The 16,004-nt window shown below is 70.5% G+C and carries 14 protein-coding genes; 5 read left to right on the forward strand and 9 right to left on the reverse strand.

The genetic code is table 11. The features are described from left to right. Positions 1-16: 16 nt before the first annotated feature. Complete coding sequence (locus EMA17_RS02210; protein WP_170222083.1) at positions 17-1,447, forward strand: amino acid permease; 1,431 nt, start codon at positions 17-19, stop codon at positions 1,445-1,447. A 40-nt stretch (positions 1,448-1,487) separates the two neighbouring features. Here EMA17_RS02210 and EMA17_RS02215 read toward each other — a convergent pair whose 3' ends face one another. The 3 genes from EMA17_RS02215 to EMA17_RS02225 form a co-directional block, all read right to left on the reverse strand. Beyond that, positions 1,488-2,744 carry an SLC13 family permease gene (locus EMA17_RS02215; RefSeq protein ID WP_126635124.1) on the reverse strand — a complete coding sequence of 419 codons (1,257 nt, stop codon included), beginning with the start codon at positions 2,742-2,744 and terminating at the stop codon, positions 1,488-1,490. 93 nt (positions 2,745-2,837) lie between these two features. Continuing rightward, positions 2,838-3,386, reverse strand: coding sequence for a VOC family protein (locus EMA17_RS02220; protein ID WP_126635125.1), 549 nt, complete (start codon positions 3,384-3,386; stop codon positions 2,838-2,840). Between the two features lie 35 nt (positions 3,387-3,421). Continuing rightward, positions 3,422-4,387, reverse strand: coding sequence for a phosphotriesterase family protein (locus tag EMA17_RS02225; protein ID WP_126635126.1), 966 nt, complete (start codon positions 4,385-4,387; stop codon positions 3,422-3,424). 214 nt (positions 4,388-4,601) lie between these two features. Between EMA17_RS02225 and EMA17_RS02230 the strand changes: the two genes are divergently transcribed. Continuing rightward, positions 4,602-6,326, forward strand: coding sequence for an acetolactate synthase catalytic subunit (locus EMA17_RS02230; RefSeq protein WP_126635127.1), 1,725 nt, complete (start codon positions 4,602-4,604; stop codon positions 6,324-6,326). Between the two features lie 29 nt (positions 6,327-6,355). After that, on the forward strand, positions 6,356-7,144 hold the full coding sequence (locus EMA17_RS02235; protein ID WP_126635128.1) for an IclR family transcriptional regulator: 789 nt from the start codon (positions 6,356-6,358) through the stop codon (positions 7,142-7,144). Positions 7,145-7,212: 68 nt separating this feature from the next. Here the strand turns inward: EMA17_RS02235 and EMA17_RS02240 are convergent, their stop codons facing one another. From EMA17_RS02240 to EMA17_RS02255, 4 genes are all read right to left on the reverse strand, one after another. Next, positions 7,213-7,779 carry a hypothetical protein gene (locus EMA17_RS02240; RefSeq protein ID WP_126635129.1) on the reverse strand — a complete coding sequence of 189 codons (567 nt, stop codon included), beginning with the start codon at positions 7,777-7,779 and terminating at the stop codon, positions 7,213-7,215. A gap of 84 nt (positions 7,780-7,863) precedes the next feature. Next, positions 7,864-9,147 (reverse strand): serine/threonine-protein kinase, encoded by a 1,284-nt coding sequence (locus tag EMA17_RS02245; protein WP_160161281.1) that lies wholly within the window; start codon positions 9,145-9,147, stop codon positions 7,864-7,866. Positions 9,148-9,359: 212 nt separating this feature from the next. Further along, the gene (locus EMA17_RS02250; RefSeq protein WP_126635131.1) at positions 9,360-9,824 is read right to left on the reverse strand and encodes a MarR family winged helix-turn-helix transcriptional regulator; all 465 of its coding nucleotides are present in this window, start codon (positions 9,822-9,824) and stop codon (positions 9,360-9,362) included. Next, positions 9,821-11,290, reverse strand: a complete 1,470-nt coding sequence (locus EMA17_RS02255; RefSeq protein WP_126635132.1) for an MFS transporter — start codon at positions 11,288-11,290, stop codon at positions 9,821-9,823. Before EMA17_RS02255 ends, EMA17_RS02250 begins: the two co-directional genes overlap by 4 nt. Before the next feature lie 263 nt (positions 11,291-11,553). Here EMA17_RS02255 and EMA17_RS02260 point away from each other — a divergent pair, with 263 nt between their 5' ends. Together EMA17_RS02260 and EMA17_RS02265 are read left to right on the forward strand one after the other, a co-directional pair. Next, positions 11,554-12,198 (forward strand): dihydrofolate reductase family protein, encoded by a 645-nt coding sequence (locus EMA17_RS02260; protein WP_126635133.1) that lies wholly within the window; start codon positions 11,554-11,556, stop codon positions 12,196-12,198. Between the two features lie 771 nt (positions 12,199-12,969). Beyond that, positions 12,970-14,502: a M1 family metallopeptidase gene (locus tag EMA17_RS02265; RefSeq protein WP_170222084.1), complete on the forward strand. Its 1,533-nt coding sequence runs from the start codon at positions 12,970-12,972 to the stop codon at positions 14,500-14,502. Positions 14,503-14,604: 102 nt separating this feature from the next. Here EMA17_RS02265 and EMA17_RS02270 read toward each other — a convergent pair whose 3' ends face one another. After that, the gene (locus tag EMA17_RS02270) at positions 14,605-15,021 is read right to left on the reverse strand and encodes a DUF3052 domain-containing protein (RefSeq protein ID WP_126635135.1); all 417 of its coding nucleotides are present in this window, start codon (positions 15,019-15,021) and stop codon (positions 14,605-14,607) included. Between the two features lie 456 nt (positions 15,022-15,477). Then, positions 15,478-15,822: a hypothetical protein gene (locus tag EMA17_RS02275; RefSeq protein WP_126635136.1), complete on the reverse strand. Its 345-nt coding sequence runs from the start codon at positions 15,820-15,822 to the stop codon at positions 15,478-15,480. Positions 15,823-16,004 lie beyond the last annotated feature (182 nt).

The raw sequence follows: 16,004 nt of genomic DNA on the forward strand, positions 1-16,004 counted from the left end.
CCCCGCAGGAGTCTCCATGTCGTCGCAGCCCACATCCCCGACCGAGCAACCACAACTCAGCCGTTCGCTCCGCAACCGGCACATGGCCATGATCGCGATCGGCGGGGCGATCGGGGCCGGTCTGTTCGTCGGCAGCGGCAGTGTGATCAAGACCGCCGGACCGGCCGCGATCGTGTCGTACTGTCTCGCCGGCGCGCTGGTGTTGTGCACGATGCGCATGCTCGGCGAGATGGTCGTGGCGAGGCCGTCCTCGGGCTCGTTCTCGGACTACGCGCGCAGTGCCATCGGGCCCTGGGCGGGGTTCACGATCGGCTGGCTGTACTGGTACTACTACGTGATCATCGTGGCCGTCGAGGCGGTCGCGGGCGCGGCGATCCTGCACGCCTGGATCGATCTGCCGCTGTGGGTGCTGGCGATGGCCCTGATGGCGGTGATGACGGCGACGAACCTTTTGTCGGTGAAGTCCTTCGGCGAGTTCGAGTTCTGGTTCTCCTCGGTCAAGGTCGCCGCGATCATCGCGTTCCTGGTGGTCGGGGGGCTGCACGTGTTCGGCGCGTGGCCGGGCAGCTCGTTCGACTTCGCCAACCTCACCTCGCACGGCGGCTTCGCGCCGAACGGCTTCACCTCGATCTTCTCCGCGATCGTGGTGGTCATCTTCGCCTTCGGCGGGGCCGAGATCGTCACCATCGCCGCCGCCGAGAGCAAGGAGCCCGAGCGCTCCGTGGCCAAGGCGACCACCGGCATCATCTGGCGGATCATCCTGTTCTACGTCGGCTCGATCTTCCTGGTCGTCACGATCGTCCCGTGGGACGGCGCCGAGGTACTGGCGAGCCCGTACGTCGCCGCGTGGGACATCATCGGCCTGCCGGGCGCGGGAACGGTGATGGACATCGTGATCCTCACCGCCGTGCTCAGCGTGCTCAACTCGTCGGTGTACGTGTCCTCGCGCATGCTCTTCGCACTGGCCTCGCACGGCGACGCCCCCAAGTGGTCGGTCAGGACCAGCGGGCGCAACGTCCCGGTCCGGGCGATTCTGGCGGGAACGGTCGTCGGCTGGGTCTCGGTGGTGCTGGCCTACCTGTCGCCGGACACCGTGTTCACGTACCTGGTCAACTCCTCCGGCGCGATCGCCATCTTCATGTACGTCATGATCGGCGCCTCGCAGCTGCGCATGCGCCGCCGGTTGGAGCGCGAGGCCCCGGAGCGGCTGACGCTGCGGATGTGGCTGTTCCCCTACCTCACCTGGATCGTGATGGCGGGCTTCGTCGCCGTGCTGGTCGCCATGGCGGTCATCGACGACCAGCGCACCCAGTTGTTCACGAGCCTGGGCAGCCTCGCCGTCGTGCTCGCCGCGTACGGGCTGCGCCGGGTGTACGGCCCGCGCCAGGTCGAGTCGGGCGACTCCCGGGACCCGAAAGCCGCCCCGGAGCCCGTCGCCGGCCCGTAACGGTCGCGCCCGACGCCGCGCCGGCTCTTCCTCCCGGTGATCAGACGCCGATGACGGCGAGGGAGAGCCACAGCGCCGGCACGGAGAGCAGCAGGCCGGCGGGTACGGTCCACAGGCCGAGTCGGGTGAATCTGCCGAGTTCGACCTCGCCGTCGTGTTCGTGCACGATGCGCCGCCACAGCAGAGTGGCCAGGGAGCCGGCGTAGGTGAGGTTGGGGCCGAGGTTGACGCCGAGCAGTACCGCGAGCACGGCGCCGGGCCCGGACGGCGCGGTCAGCGGCAGCAGCACCAGCACGGCGGGCAGGTTGTTGACGATGTTCGCGAGCAGTGCCGCCAGTGCCGCGATGGCGAGCAGGGCCGCGAAGCCGGTGCCGTTCGGGATCAGCCGGCCCAGGGCGTCGGCGAGGCCGTTGTCCACGACCGCGCGGACCACGATGCCCAGGGCCAGGACGAAGGCCAGGAACGGGATCGCGGCGGCGCGCACGATGGCGGTGGGCGTGGTGCGCCTCCGGATCAGGGCCCGCGCGGCCAGGACCACGGCGCCGGCGAGGGCCGCCCAGGCGGGGTCGACGCCGACCGCGGAGGTCAGCACGAATCCGGCCAGCGTGCAGGCCACGGTGACCAGGGCGAACAGCGGCACCTCGCGGGGTTCGGCGGTGGGCGGAGCCTGGGCGCCGGCGTCCAGGTCGGCGGCGAAGAAGCGCCGGAAGACCAGGTACTCGGCGGCGATGGCGACCAACCAGGGCAGGACCATCAGGGCGGCGAAGCGGGTGAAGCTCAATCCGCTGGCGGCGAACGCGAGCAGGTTGGTGAGGTTGGAGACCGGCAGCAGCAGCGAGCCGGTGTTCGCCAGGTGGGTGCAGGCGTAGACGTGTGGTTCGGCGCGGGCGCCGAGCCGGGCGGCGGTGGCGAACACCACGGGGGTGAGCAGCACGATGGTGGTGTCCAGACTCAGTACCGCGGTGATCCCCGAGGCGGCGACGAACACCTGCACCAGCAGGCGGCGCGGGCGTCCCGCCGCGGTTCGGGCCATCCACGCCCCGCAGGCGTGGAACAGGCCCTCGTCGTCGCACAGCCGGGCCAGCACCAGAACGGCGGCGAGGAACCCGATCACCGGCCCGAGCCGCGCCGCCTCGTCACCGGCATGGGCGGGTGAGATCGCTCCGATGGCGACGACCACACCCGCCGCAGGCACGGCGACGACCGCCTCCGGCAGACCGAACGGGCGAACGACGGCGCACGCGAGCACGCCCAGAAGCAGTACGACGGAGACGACCTCCGCCAACGAGGAATCCACCCGCCCGATCCTCCCCCAGTCGCAGGAACCGACATCCGGCGCCTCCGCGCGATCGGGACGATCCAAGGGTTCGGGCCCTCGCCTCGGAGGGGGTCAGGGGTCGGGTGACGACGGATGCGGAGGGGTGGCTTCGGCGCGGATCGGTTCCCTGCCGTCCCGACTCTCGGCCGCGGCGCGCATGGTCGCGTAGAAGGCCTCGCCCTCCGGGGTGAGTTCGATGTATTCCTCGAGGCCGCCGTGGCCGGTGGTGTCCTCGACCATGACGATGCGGGCGCCGCGTGGGGTGCGGCTGGTGAAGACGGGGGTTCGGCCGCGATCGGCCAATTCCCGGAGGGTGGCGTCGAGGTTCGTGGTCCCGAAGCCGAAGTGGTGCAGTCCGGGGCCGGATTCGGCGAGTCTGTCCGAGAAGACGGTCGTGGATCCCGGCAAGGGTTCGACGAGTTCGAGCATGAGCGCGCCGGTGTAGCCCAGCGCGATGCGGGCGCCCAGTGGGGTCGGGACTCCCCGATGAACCGTGCCGTTCGGGTCGTCGGTCGGTTCCGGTCCGAGGAACCACGGGCCCGCGCCGAAGCAGGTACCGAAGTCGGCCATCGCCGTGTGCAGGTCGTCGACGACGAAGCAGATCTGCAGGAGCGAGGTCACCCCGGCAAGTCGCGGGATCGGAGTACCGGTTCGGGTCACGACTGCTCGAAGTACCGGCGCGGGTTGTGCACGAGGATCGTCTCCAGTTGCCCGTCGGTGACTCCGCGTCGGCGAAGTTCGGGAATCACGTCGTCGCTGATGTGCCGGTAGTTCCACTGGGGCAGCAGGGTGTCCTTGGCGGTCGGGTCCCAGAAGTCGATGAAGCACGACGCGTCGTGGGAGATCACGATGTGGTCGAGATAGCCGCGCTCGATCAGTGCGATCAGGGTGCCGACGCGGTCGTCGAACGAGAGGAAGCCGTTCAGGCCGAACCGGTCCAGGCCGAGGAACGACCCCTCGTCGGCGAGCCGGGTGAGGTAGTCGAGGTCGGTGGTGTCCCCGGCGTGCCCGATGATCACCTTCGCCGGGTCCACGCCCTCCTCGCGAAACACCCGCTGGGCGATCAGGCCGGTCCGCTCGGCGGCGTTGGTGTGCACGGTGATGGGGGCGCCGGTTTCCGTGGCGGCGCGGGCGACCGCCCGCATGGCGCGCTCGACACCGGGGGTCAGTCCCGGCTCGTCGATCGCGCACTTGAGGAAGGCCGCGCGGACCCCGGTGTCGGCGATTCCCTCGGTGAGGTCGGAGACGAAGAGCCTGGTGAGCGGCTCCGGTTCGTCGAAGAGAAGCCCGGGCCCCCGGTAGTGGAACTGCATGGGGATGTCGTTGAAGGTGTAGAGACCGGTGGCCACCACGATGTTGAGTTCGATCCGGCGGGCGATGTCCTGGATGCGCGGTATGTAGCGTCCGAGGCCCAGCACGGTCGGGTCGAGGATGGTGTCGATGCCCCGGGACTTCAGATCGGTCAGCTCGGAGACCGCCCGGCGCGACATCTCCGATTCCCGCCAGTCGTGGTGGTAGTTGAGGCGATGCTCCTCGCCGAGGACGAAGACGTGCTCGTGGACGAGGGTCCGTCCGAGGTCGGCGCTGTCGATCGAACCGCCGGCCGTGGGGATCGAGGCCATGGTGTCAGCCCTTTCGTTCGGTGTGAGCGCGCGGTCTCGCGCGGGCCCTCCGGAGTCGAGGTCGGGGGTGCCCCACTCTCACCCTTCGAACGTGTCAGATAGTGAATTTGATGTCAATAAATGAAATCCGAGCGCCGCCCGGTCTTGCCGCGGCCGTCCGGAGGGGTTAGGTTCACGATTTGAAACTTGCTTCAGATAATGAAACGGAGGAGTCATGGGACGTACCGTGGCTGATGTCATCGCGGCGGCCCTCGCCAGGCACGGGGTCACGACGATCTACGGACAGAGCAACCCGACGGCGCTGTTGCTGGCGGCGGAGGAGATCGGCATCCGCCAGATCCTGTACCGCACGGAGAACGCCGCCGGCGTGATGGCGGACGGCTTCTCCCGAATCTCGCGCCGGATCGGCGTAGTCGCGGCGCAGAACGGCCCCGCGGCCACGCTGCTCGTGGCGCCGATGGCGGAGGCGCTCAAGGCGTCCGTCCCCATGCTGGTTCTCGTCCAGGAGGTGCCCGCGGCCACTCGCGATCGCAACGCCTTCCAGGAGCTGGACCACACCGCCCTGTTCGGTGGTGTCTCGAAGTGGACGCGACGCGTCGACGACCCCGGCCGGGCCGAGGACTACGTCGATCTCGCGATCACGGCCGCGACCGGCGGACGTCCCGGACCGGTGGTGCTGCTCCTGCCGAAGGACGTGCTGGACCTCCCCGCGGAGGCGAGCCGGTTTCCGCGGACGGCGGCGCTCGGTGCCTTTCCGCTGGATCGCCCGCGCCCGGCGGCCTCGGCCGTACGCGAGGCGGCCGCGTTGCTCGCGGCGGCCCGTTCGCCCGTCGTCATCGCCGGCGGCGGCGTGCACGTGTCGGGCGCCGTGCCGCAACTCGTCGCCCTCCAGGAGTCGGCGTACCTTCCGGTGGCGACCACGAACATGGGGAAGGGCGCGGTCGACGAGACCGCACCGTTGTCGCTCGGCGTGGCGGCGAACATCACCGGCCTGAACGGCCCGACGCACTTCCATCTCCCGTTGATCGCGGAGGCGGACGTCGTCCTGCTCGTCGGCACCCGCACGAACGAGAACGGCACGGACGCGTGGACACTCACCTCGCCCTCCGCGCGCTACATCCACATCGACGTCGATCCGGAAGAGATCGGACGCAACTACGAGGCGCTGCGCCTGGTGGGCGACGCACGTTCGGCGCTGGACGATCTGGTCGACGAACTGGGGCGGCTCGACCTGGGCCTGCGCAGATCGGCCGCGGCCGACCTGGTGCGCGAGATCGCGGCCGGGCGTGCGGCCCATCACGCGCGCAGGGATTGCCTCGTGTCCTCTGCCGGCGCGCCGATCGCGCCCGAGCGGGTGCTCGGGATCCTGGATCGACTCGTCGGGCCCGACGACATCGTGGTCGCCGACGCCAGTTACGCGTCCGTCTGGGTCACCGGCTACCTCACCGCGCGCCGGGCGGGACAGCGGTTTCTCGTGCCACGGGGTCTGGCGGGCCTCGGCTGGGGTGTCCCGCTGGCGCTCGGCGCGAAGATCGCCGCACCGTCGTCGCGGGTGATCGCCATCGTCGGGGACGGCGGCTTCGCCCACGTGTGGTCGGAGATCGAGACCGCCGTGCGCGAGGACATCCCGGTGGTCGTGGTGATCCTCAACAATTCGATCCTCGGCTATCAGCGGCACGCCGAGAACTACTTCTTCGGTGCCACGACGACGGCGATCGCCTTCGCCCCCGTCGATCACGCGGCCGTGGCCAGGGCGAGCGGCGCCCGGGGGGTCACCGTCCGCGATCCCGCGGAGTTGGAGGGGGCCCTTGGAACGGCCTTGGCATCGGGCTCCACCACGACCGTGCTCGACGTCGTCGTCGACCCGGACGCCTATGCTCCGGTGAAGGCCTGGGACGCCCGCGCGGACCGGCTGAACCGCCCACTGGTGGAAGGCTGATCCGTGATCGCCTGTGATACTTTCCGACCGTGAATCCCGCGGAGAGGACGCCCAAACAACCCACCCTCCAGACGGTTGATCGCGCCCTCACATTCCTGGAGTACGTCGCCGCGGCTCCCGAACCGCCGACGGTCCAGCAGGTGTCGGAGGCGCTGGGGCTGAACATCACCACCTGCTACCACCTCCTGCGCACGCTCGTCGCTCGCGGGTACATCGCCCGCCACGAGAACCTGACCCTCACGCTGGGGGACGGGGTGGGCGCGCTGTTCCGCGCGTACCAGCGGCGGTTCGACATCGACGACAACCTCAAAGGGTGTGTCGACAAGCTGGCGGCGCAGACCGCCGAGACCTCGTATTTCTCGGCGGTCGAGGGAAATCGGGTGATCCTGAGAATACTCGTCGAGGGCTCGCAGCCGCTTCGGGTCAGCGGATTGTTCGTCGGTCGGTCCGGGGACGAACATCTCCGGTCCTCGGGTAAAGCGGTCCTGGCCCATCTCGACGACGAACGCCGCGCCGCGGTGATGGCGAATTGCGTCGAGGGCCGCTCCGAAACCGATGCCTCGGCACTGGTCGAGAAACTCGATCGTGATCTGCGGACGACCCGCGAGCGCGGCTGGTCCCTGGACGAGCAGGACTCGGACATCGGCATCTCGAGTGTCGGCGCGCCGGTCTTCGACGCGCGCCGGGAGGTTTATGGCGCGGTGGGAATCGTGGTTCCCACGACGCGGATGGAGAAGCACCGGCAGCGCTACGTCGAGTGCGTGACGGCGACGGCGGCCGCGATGACCGCGTTGCTCGAGGCTGCCGGCGTGCGCTGAAAGCGGGCCGGGCCGGGGGCCCGAAGGCGTGACGCACCGCCGCTCGTCGGGGCGGCCGAACCCGGGGGTCAGTCCACGACATACCACGCGTTGTCGATGAAGCGCAGGGTGGAATCGCCCAGTTCGCCGCTGGTGAAGGTGATGGTGGCCCTGATCGCGCGGGCCGGGATGTCGACGCGGTCGGTCCCGCGTACGGAGACCAGCTCGGGGTTCACGGTGGCGGTGGTCAGGGCCTTCTTCTGGGTGGCCGACATCATCCGGAACATGCCGGCGAAGGACGTGGCGCACGGGCCGGCGCCCTCGTTCTCGGCCTGCTTCGCCGCCGGCCCGGCGATCTCGCAAAGCGTGGCGATGTCCTCCCGCCCGATGCCGTGCAAGAACTCCTCGAAGCGCCGGATCGCCGCCTCGGGCGACGCGCCCTGTGCCGCCGGGGCGCCGGTGGTGGCCGAAGGGACCGGTGACCCGGCGGCGGCCGGTGTCGAGGTCGCCGAGGCCGGCGACGTCGACGCGCCGGCGGCGGGCGTGCCGGTCGACGGCGGTGCCGAAGCCGTCGGCGCCGGCCGGTCCGCGGCCTGCTTCTTCGGGGAATCGCCGTCGTTGCACGCCGTCAGCAGGATGAGGGTGGATACGGTCACGCCCACGATCGCCCGCACGTGGTTCTCCCATCGATGAGATCACGAACGGCCGATGGTACTTGCGTCGGCGGCCGCCGGGCGGGTTCACCTGCCCGGTTTTCCGGGAGGTTCGGCGGGTTTGGTGCGCTTTTCCCTGGGCTTGGTGACGCTTTTCGGTTCCTTGTCCGGGGGGCGAGGCGGCGAATCGGTGGCGGATGCGGGGACTTGGGCGTGGACGGTGACGGTCGTGGCCGGCGGCGGAGGGAGAAGGGGAGTGGTCGCGCGCGTGGGGGGTGCCGAGGGTGTCGGGGCGGACGTGGTGGGCGGCGGAACGACGGGTGGGGTCGTGGGCTGTGTGAGTGGTGGGACGGGGGCGGTGGTCGGTGCCGGGCGGCTGTCGTTCGCGTCCGCGCCGGCCTGGTGGTGGAGGGCCGCCAGGGTCGCCCCGGACGCGCCCAGGACGATGCCGACGACCAGACCCGCGGTCGGCAGGCGGCGTCGTCTCCGCCGCGGCACCGGCGTACCCGATGCGGCGGGGGCCGGGACGACCGGCGGGCCCGACGACGGCGCGGCCGCGTCGAGCAGCTGGGCGCACTCGGCGGCGTCGGGCCTGGTGGCGGGGTCGACACGTGTCATCGCCTCGATCGCGGAGGCCAGTTCGTTCGGCACGTGGGACGGGATGTGCGGTGATCGTCGCGAGCGGGCCAGGGCCGCGTCGAGGGAGGAACCCGGGTATTCGCGTTCGCCCTTCAACGCCTCCAACAGGACCAGGCCGAGGGCATGGACGTCGCACGCGGGGCCGGAGCCGTGCCCGAGGATCTGCTCGGGCGCGAGATAGGAGACGGTGCCGACGATCGTGCCGGGTGTGGAGCGGGTGGGTTCGTCGACCAGGCGCGAGATGCCGAAGTCCGCCAGGTACGGGGCGTCGCCGGGGCCGATCAGCACGTTGGACGGCTTCACGTCCCGATGCACGATGCCGGCCGCGTGTACGTGTGCCAACGCCGAGGCCAGTCGCGCGCCGAGCCTCGCCACCCGGTCGGGTGTCAGGGGGCCGTCCGCTATGTGTTGCCGCAGGGTGACGCCCCTGATCAGGCGCATCACCACATAGGTGGAACTCTCGTGCCAACCGACATCGTGCACCGTGACCAGGGCCGGATGGGTCAACCGGCCCAGTAACACCGCCTCCTGGCAGAACCGTTCCGCCGTCACCGCGGCCACACCGGGTCGGAAGATCTTGACCGCGACCTCCCGCCGCAGCCGCAGATCGACGGCCCGGAAGACATCGGCGGTGCCGCCCGCGCCCAGCAGTTGCCCCAGCCGATAGCGACCGTCGAGGATGCCGCCGCTACGCGGAAGGGGACGCCGTATTCGGCGCGGCAATGCCGTCATGCACTCTCCCCGATCGGCCCCGACAACGCCCGGGTTCCTACCCACCCTCGGCCCCGCCATACCGAAACGCATGCCCGACCCCGTACGTCTTCGAACGCGAAGACGACGTCGGCGGCGTCGACTTCGGTGTGGGCGACGCCCGGATCGATCTCGCATCGTACGTCTTCGAGTGGGCCCGGGGACCGATGGGGCCGCCCCGGGCGGGCGCGCCGCTAGCGCGCCGGCTCGTCCGCGTCGACCAGCGCCGTGATCACCCGGTCCAGGACCGCCAGGTCCGCCGCCGGCAGATCGCGCAGCGTCGCCGGGGGGTCGTCCAGAATGTCGCGCGCGATCCGGGCGAGGCGCCGGCCCTCCGGGGTCGCCGCCAGCATGCGCTGCCTGCGGTCGGTGGGGTGGACGGTGCGTTCGATCAGGCCGCGCCGTTCGAGGTCGTCGACGACCAGCGTCGTGTACGGCTTGTCGGTGGCGAGCCGGGCGGCCAGTTCGCGCATCGACATCGGACCGGCGGCGATCCGCCGCAGTGCCTTGACCCGGACGAAGCTCAGCCCGGTCGCCTCGGTCACCGCGCGGCGGCGATCGTGCCGCTCCACGACGAGCACGCGCATCCCCCGCCAGACTCGCCCGGCGGCATCCGAAGGGGCGTCGCTCGCCGCGTCGTGTGCGGGGGATGCGGTCATTGCCTCACGTCCGTCGTCTCCTGCGTGCCGGCGGGCGGTGTCGCGGGCATGAGTTCCGCGCCCGTACGCTCGGCCGTGCGCAGGGCCCGGCGGCCCGTGGTGAGCATACCGAGGACGGCGACGGCACCCGCGCAGCCCAGCACGATCCACCACCCGGTGTGGGTGGCGGCGGCCAGGTCGGCACCGCCGGGTGTGCCCGGCACGGAGGCGATCGTGGTGCCGACCACCGCGACCCCGAGGCACTGGCCGAACTGGCGGCTGGTCGAGGCGATCGCGGAGGCGACGCCCGCCTGGGCCCGCGGCATGCCGGACACGGCGGTATTGGTGATCGGCGCGTTCACCAGCCCGAAGCCGACGCCGAAGACGCCGTACGCGGCGACCATGCGCAGGGTCGAGGTGTCCTCCGTCAGCCCGACCAGCAACGCCGCGCCCGCCGCCATCGCGACACCGGCCCCGACCAGGGGTATCCGCGGGCCGATTCGGGCGACCAGCCGCCCGGAGATCGGCGCGAACACGACCGTCATCACCGCCATCGGCAGGGTGCGCAGGCCCGCCTCGGTCGGCGACCAGCCGCGCGCGTCCTGGAGGTAGAGCGTGTTCAGGAACAGGAATCCGGACATCGCGGCGAACGTGCACACGGCCGTCACGGTCGCCCCCGCGAACGGCACGCTGCGGAAGAAGCGCAGGTCGATCAGCGGTTCCACGCGCCGCGGCGACCGGTACACCAGACCCGCCAGGCAGCCGGCGGCGAGGAGGAACAGGCCGACGATGAGCGGCGAGGTCCATCCCTGGGCGCGGCCCTCGATGATCGTGTAGGTGAGCGACAGCAGGAAGACGAACACCAGCACCTGACCGACCGGATCCGCCCGCCGGGGACGCGCGGCCTTGGACTCGGGCACGTACAGCGCGGTGAGCACGATGGCGACGAGCACGACCGGCAGATTCATCCAGAACACCGACCGCCAGCCGGCCGAGTCGACCAGCGCGCCGCCCACGATCGGCCCGAGCGCCATGGCCACGCCGACCACCGCGCTCCACGCACCGATCGCGCGGGCCCGTTCGCGGGGTTCGGTGAAGGTGTTGGTGATGATCGACATCGCGACCGGGTTGAGCATCGACCCGCCGACCGCCTGCACCACGCGGAACGCGATCAACCACCCGAGCCCCGGTGCGAGGGCGCACAACGCGGAGCCCACGGCGAACACCACGAGCCCGGTCTGGAACACCCGACGCCGGCCGATGCGGTCGGCCGTCGAGCCGGCCACCATGAGCAGCGCGGCAAGCACCAACGTGTAGGCGTCGATGGTCCATTGGAGCTGCGACACCGAGGCGTCCAGATCGCCCCGGATCGACGGCAGCGCCACGTTCAGGATGGTGTTGTCGAGCCCGACGATGAACAGGCTCAGGCAACAGGTCGACAGGACGAGGAGCTTCTCGCGGCGGCCGATCCCGGTGGACGACGACATGTACCACCTCATAATTCGTTACTCACCTACAATCATTATGGTTGTACAACCATCAGGGCCAACGGTCAACCACCACCCCGCGGCCCGTGCCGCCCATGCCGACATGGACGCGCGGTCGGTCGCCGAGAAGATTTCTCGGAAATCCCGCGGATCGATGTCGAGAACCCGGTGGGGACTCCGACCCATCCGTGAGAGCGGCGCACACGCCCGAAGCGGTGGATGTCGCCGTGCGGCATCGGTTGTCGGCAGCACAGGAGGAATACGTGTCTCAGCTGGTGAGAGTTCAGAATTTCAACGTGTCGAGTGACGGTGTCGGTGCCGGCGAGGAGCAGAGTCTCGAACGACCGTTCGGACATGATCACCCCGAGCGGATGTTCGCCTGGGCGGGTGCGACCGCCAGTTGGCCGATGCGCACCGATCCCGGGGGCAGTCGGGGGCTCGACGACCACTTCACGCGGGACTACGACCGCAATATCGGTGCCGAGATCATGGGTCGCAACAAGTTCGGGCCCCAGCGCGGGCCCTGGCGGGATCACGAGTGGCGTGGCTGGTGGGGGGACGAGCCGCCGTTCCGGACCCCGGTGTTCGTCATGACCCACCACGTGCGCCCCTCGTTCACTCTCTCCGACACCACGTTCCACTTCGTCGACGGCGACCCGGCCACGGTTCTCGACCAGGCGCGCCGGGCGGCGCAGGGCAAGGACGTGCGGCTCGGCGGCGGGGTCACCGTCATCCGGGAATTCCTCGAGGCCGACCTCGTCGACACGATGCATGTGGTGGTCTCGCCGCTGAAGCTCGGGGCCGGACTGCGCCTGTGGGACTCTCCCGACGAGCTGCTCGACCGGTTCCACCTGGACGTCGTGCCCAGCCCGAGCGGCGTGACGCACCACCTGTTCTGGCGCAAGTAGGCGCGGTCGCCGACCGCCGCTCGGCGGTGGGGAATGATTTCGCGACGGTGTCGGTTGTGATGGTCGTCGGTGAGGGTGTGCCCCCGGGCCCAACCATTGCCGCCGTGGAATACCGCTCGGCTGGAGCCACGGTGTGCCTTCCGCCGTGAGGCGGCCCCCTCACCGACTCGAACGTCGTGCGCGGCGCCGCTCCCGATACCCGGGAGCGGCGCCGTTGCGCGTCGAGGAGGGCGACGACCACCGGGGAAGTCGCCGGCGGCGGCGGAGCCGATCTCGTCGGGATGCGGCAGTGTTGCCAACGGCGGTGGCAACGGGGCGGCGTGCGGGGCGAATCGGGGGATCGTCAGGTGCCCGAGCAGGGCCGGCACGCCGATCCCGAGGCTGTGGGCCGGCACGTCGGTGGACGGCGAAACGCCGCCCGCCGGAGCGACGTTCGCAGATGCCGACAGGGTCACCCGCACCGCGAAGCCGGGCGCCCCCGTCGGTCGGCCGTGATCGTTCCGAGGAACGACGAGAACGCAGGCGGGCCGGTTTCGTGTCACCGAAATCGCTTGCGCCCCAACGCTCCTCCCCGGCAACCCCGCGGGACACCGCACTTCCGCGCTCCGCGACGGGCGGCTTTCCGGCGACCGGCGAACCTCCCCGGTCGTGGCACCGGCATTTCGCGTTGCTTTCTTCCCGTGAACATCCGAGCGTTCGGGCGTAGGACGGGGTCCGTCGGGAGAAGGATCGTTCCGACCCGTTTTCCCAGTGACCCTGTGGAGGACCACTGTGCGCACGAGGCTGACCGTCTCCGCCGCCGCCGGCGCGCTCGCGCTGCTGCTGTCCGTCCCCGCCTCCGCCTCGGCCGCCGCCCAGGCCGGCCCGGGAGCCCCGGGCATCGGCGACCCCTACTACCCGACCGCCGGCAACGGCGGCTACGACGTCTCGCACTACGACATCCGGCTCAAGTATCAGCCCGCCACCGACGACTTAGAGGGCACCACCACCATCCTGGCCACCGCCGGCCAGGACCTCACCCGCTTCAACCTCGACTTCGTGTTGAAGGTGAACGAGGTGCTGGTCAACGGCCGCCCCGCCACGTTCGCCGCCACCGGTGAGCACGAACTGGAGATCACCCCCGCCCGGGTGATCACCAAGGGCAGCCCGATCACCGTCGTCGTCCGCTACGCCGACCGGCCCGGCACGGTTCTGCGCGGCGGCGTGTCGGGCTGGCTGCGCACGCCCGACGGCGGCATCGCCGCCAACGAGCCGGAGGGGGCGGCCTGGTGGTACCCGAGCAACGACCACCCGACGGACAAGGCCACGTTCGACGTCTCCGTACTGGTTCCCGACGGCACCCAGGTGATCAGCAACGGCACCTCGACGCAGAGTTCGCGGGCCGGCTGGACCCGCTACAACTACCGGCAGACCAAGCCGCAGGCCACCTACCTGGCCACGGTGGCGATCGGCAAGTTCGACATCCGCACCGACACCACCCCCGGCGGACTGCCCGTCATCACCGCGTACAGCAGGGACCTGGGCGACAACGCCGGCGCGGCGCAGGCCAGTGTCGAGCGCACCGGCGAGCTGGTCGACTGGCTCAGCGGCCGATTCGGCCCGTACCCGTTCGGCACCGTCGGCGGCTACGTGCCCAACGTGCCCACCGGGTACGCGCTGGAGACGCAGGGTCAGATCTTCTACAGCCCCGCGCAGTTCGCCCGCGGTGCCAACACCTCCGTCGTGGTGCACGAACTGGCCCACCAGTGGTACGGGGACAGCGTGTCGGTGCGGCGCTGGAGCGACATCTGGCTCAACGAGGGCTTCGCCCGCTACTCGCAGTGGTTGTGGTCCGAGCACGAAAACGAGGGCACGGCCCAGGAGTTGGCCGACTACGTCTACAACCTCTACCCGGCCGACAACGCGTTCTGGACCATCAAGCCGGGCGACCCGGGCGCGGACCAGCAGTTCGCCGGCGCGGTCTACGACCGCGGCGCGGTGGCGGTGCAGGCGCTGCGCAACGCCGTCGGGGACGAGAAGTTCTTCCGAATCCTGAAGGGCTGGCCGACCGAGCGCAGGTACGGCAACGCCACCGTCCAGGACTTCCAGGCGTACGCGGAGCGGATCTCCGGCAAGCCGCTGGCCGAACTGTTCAACACCTGGCTGTTCACGCCGTCGAAGCCCGCGGTGGGGTCGGCCGGCGCGGCGGCACCGAGCACGGCGAAGCCGGGTCTGACGCCCCGGGCCACGCCGGACGTATCACCGGAGCCGAAGTCCTGGAAGAAGATCCAGGAGACCAACACGGTGCACGAGCACCGGGGTTGACGGTCCATCGGACGCGCACCCCGAAAACGGCCCGGCCGGCCGCCCCCGAGCGGCCGGCCGGGCCGTGGCGCGAGCCGCACCCCCGAAGGTGACGAACCAGCGCTATGCGCCGGGTGGTTCGGGTCGGGCGAGGTGGTTGCCGGACCATGCTCCGAGGGTGACGGCGGCCACCACCACGAGGCCGGCGGCGTGCGCTTCCTCGGCGATCTCGCTCCGGTCGACATGGCCGGGTTTGCCCGTCGTGGGGGTGAGGACCCAGATCGCGCCCGTGTCGGACAGGGACCCCACCACATCCGTGAGTTCGCCGGCCAGGTCGCCGTCGCCGTTCCGCCACCACAGCAGGACGGCGTCCGCGACCTCGTCGGTTTCGTCGTCCACCATCCCGCCGCCGATCGTGTCCTCGACATCGGCGCGGATCCGGTCGTCGGTGTCGTCGTCCCAGCCCAGTTCCCGAACCACCATGGATCGAACGATGCCCATCCGCCGCGCGTGGTTCGGCGCGTCCGCGGCAGTTTCCATCACCACCTCCGTTCTCGGCATACGCCCATACACTCGCGACTCGCGGCGCCCGTCGGTGATCCGGACATGCGGGCGCTACCAGCCGATCGTCGGGTGGAAGCCGATGCAGTCGGGGTCCTGCAGCGGGCAGAGCGGATGCGGCTCGCGCTCCTCCCGCAGCGGCCCCTCGGCGCACAGGCGTGACCGCGCGACGGCCTCGGCCGCGTACACGTACTCCGCACACGTGCATGTCCGACACCCGCCCCGACGTTCGGGCGGCCCGCCGTGCCGGGAACGTCCGTGACCACAAAGGCATTCGAACCCGGCCATCCGGACCTCCGCGCGTCGGCATCACTCCGTCGACCACGATAGCGCCACCCTCGGCCGTCGCGTTCGGTCATCGGCGAGTGCCGGTGGCCGGCGGCCCGCCCGCCCCGGCGAGTGCCGGGCCGGACGGGCCGCCGTCGGGACCGGTGGTCAGTTCGCCCACTTCCCCTTGCCGTAGTCCAGGTGCGAGCCGATGGCCGTGCAGTAGGCGTAGGACCAGCGGTCGCTGTTGGTCACGACGCCGCGGGTGGTCTGCCCGTTCTTGCACTTGGCCCAGGCGTAGTAGGCCCGGTTGGTGTTGCAGTGCACACCGAAGGTGTTCTTGTCCTTCCAGGTGTTACACAGCTTGGCGGCGACCTGTCGACCGTCCTCGGTATGGACGGTGATGTCCGCGGCCGAGGAGGGTGTTTGGGCCAGGGCGGTCCCGGTGCCGGCGAGCATGCCGCCGGTGGCGACGGTGACGGCGACGAAGGCACCGACGAGAGCACGTTTCATGGGAGTTGCCTATCTGCGTTGGTCGGGAACAACATGTCGATCACCGGCTCCCGGTGGCCCGGTGCACGTTGTCCGCCCACCGGGCCGCGCGGCGACCGTGACTCCCATGTTGGCCCGACGTCCGCGGTGCGTCGTTGGCGACGAGCGCACACTCGTTGGCACACGACGTACAGGCGGTTCGT

Source organism: Embleya hyalina, from assembly GCF_003967355.1.
GTDB lineage: Bacteria > Actinomycetota > Actinomycetes > Streptomycetales > Streptomycetaceae > Embleya > Embleya hyalina.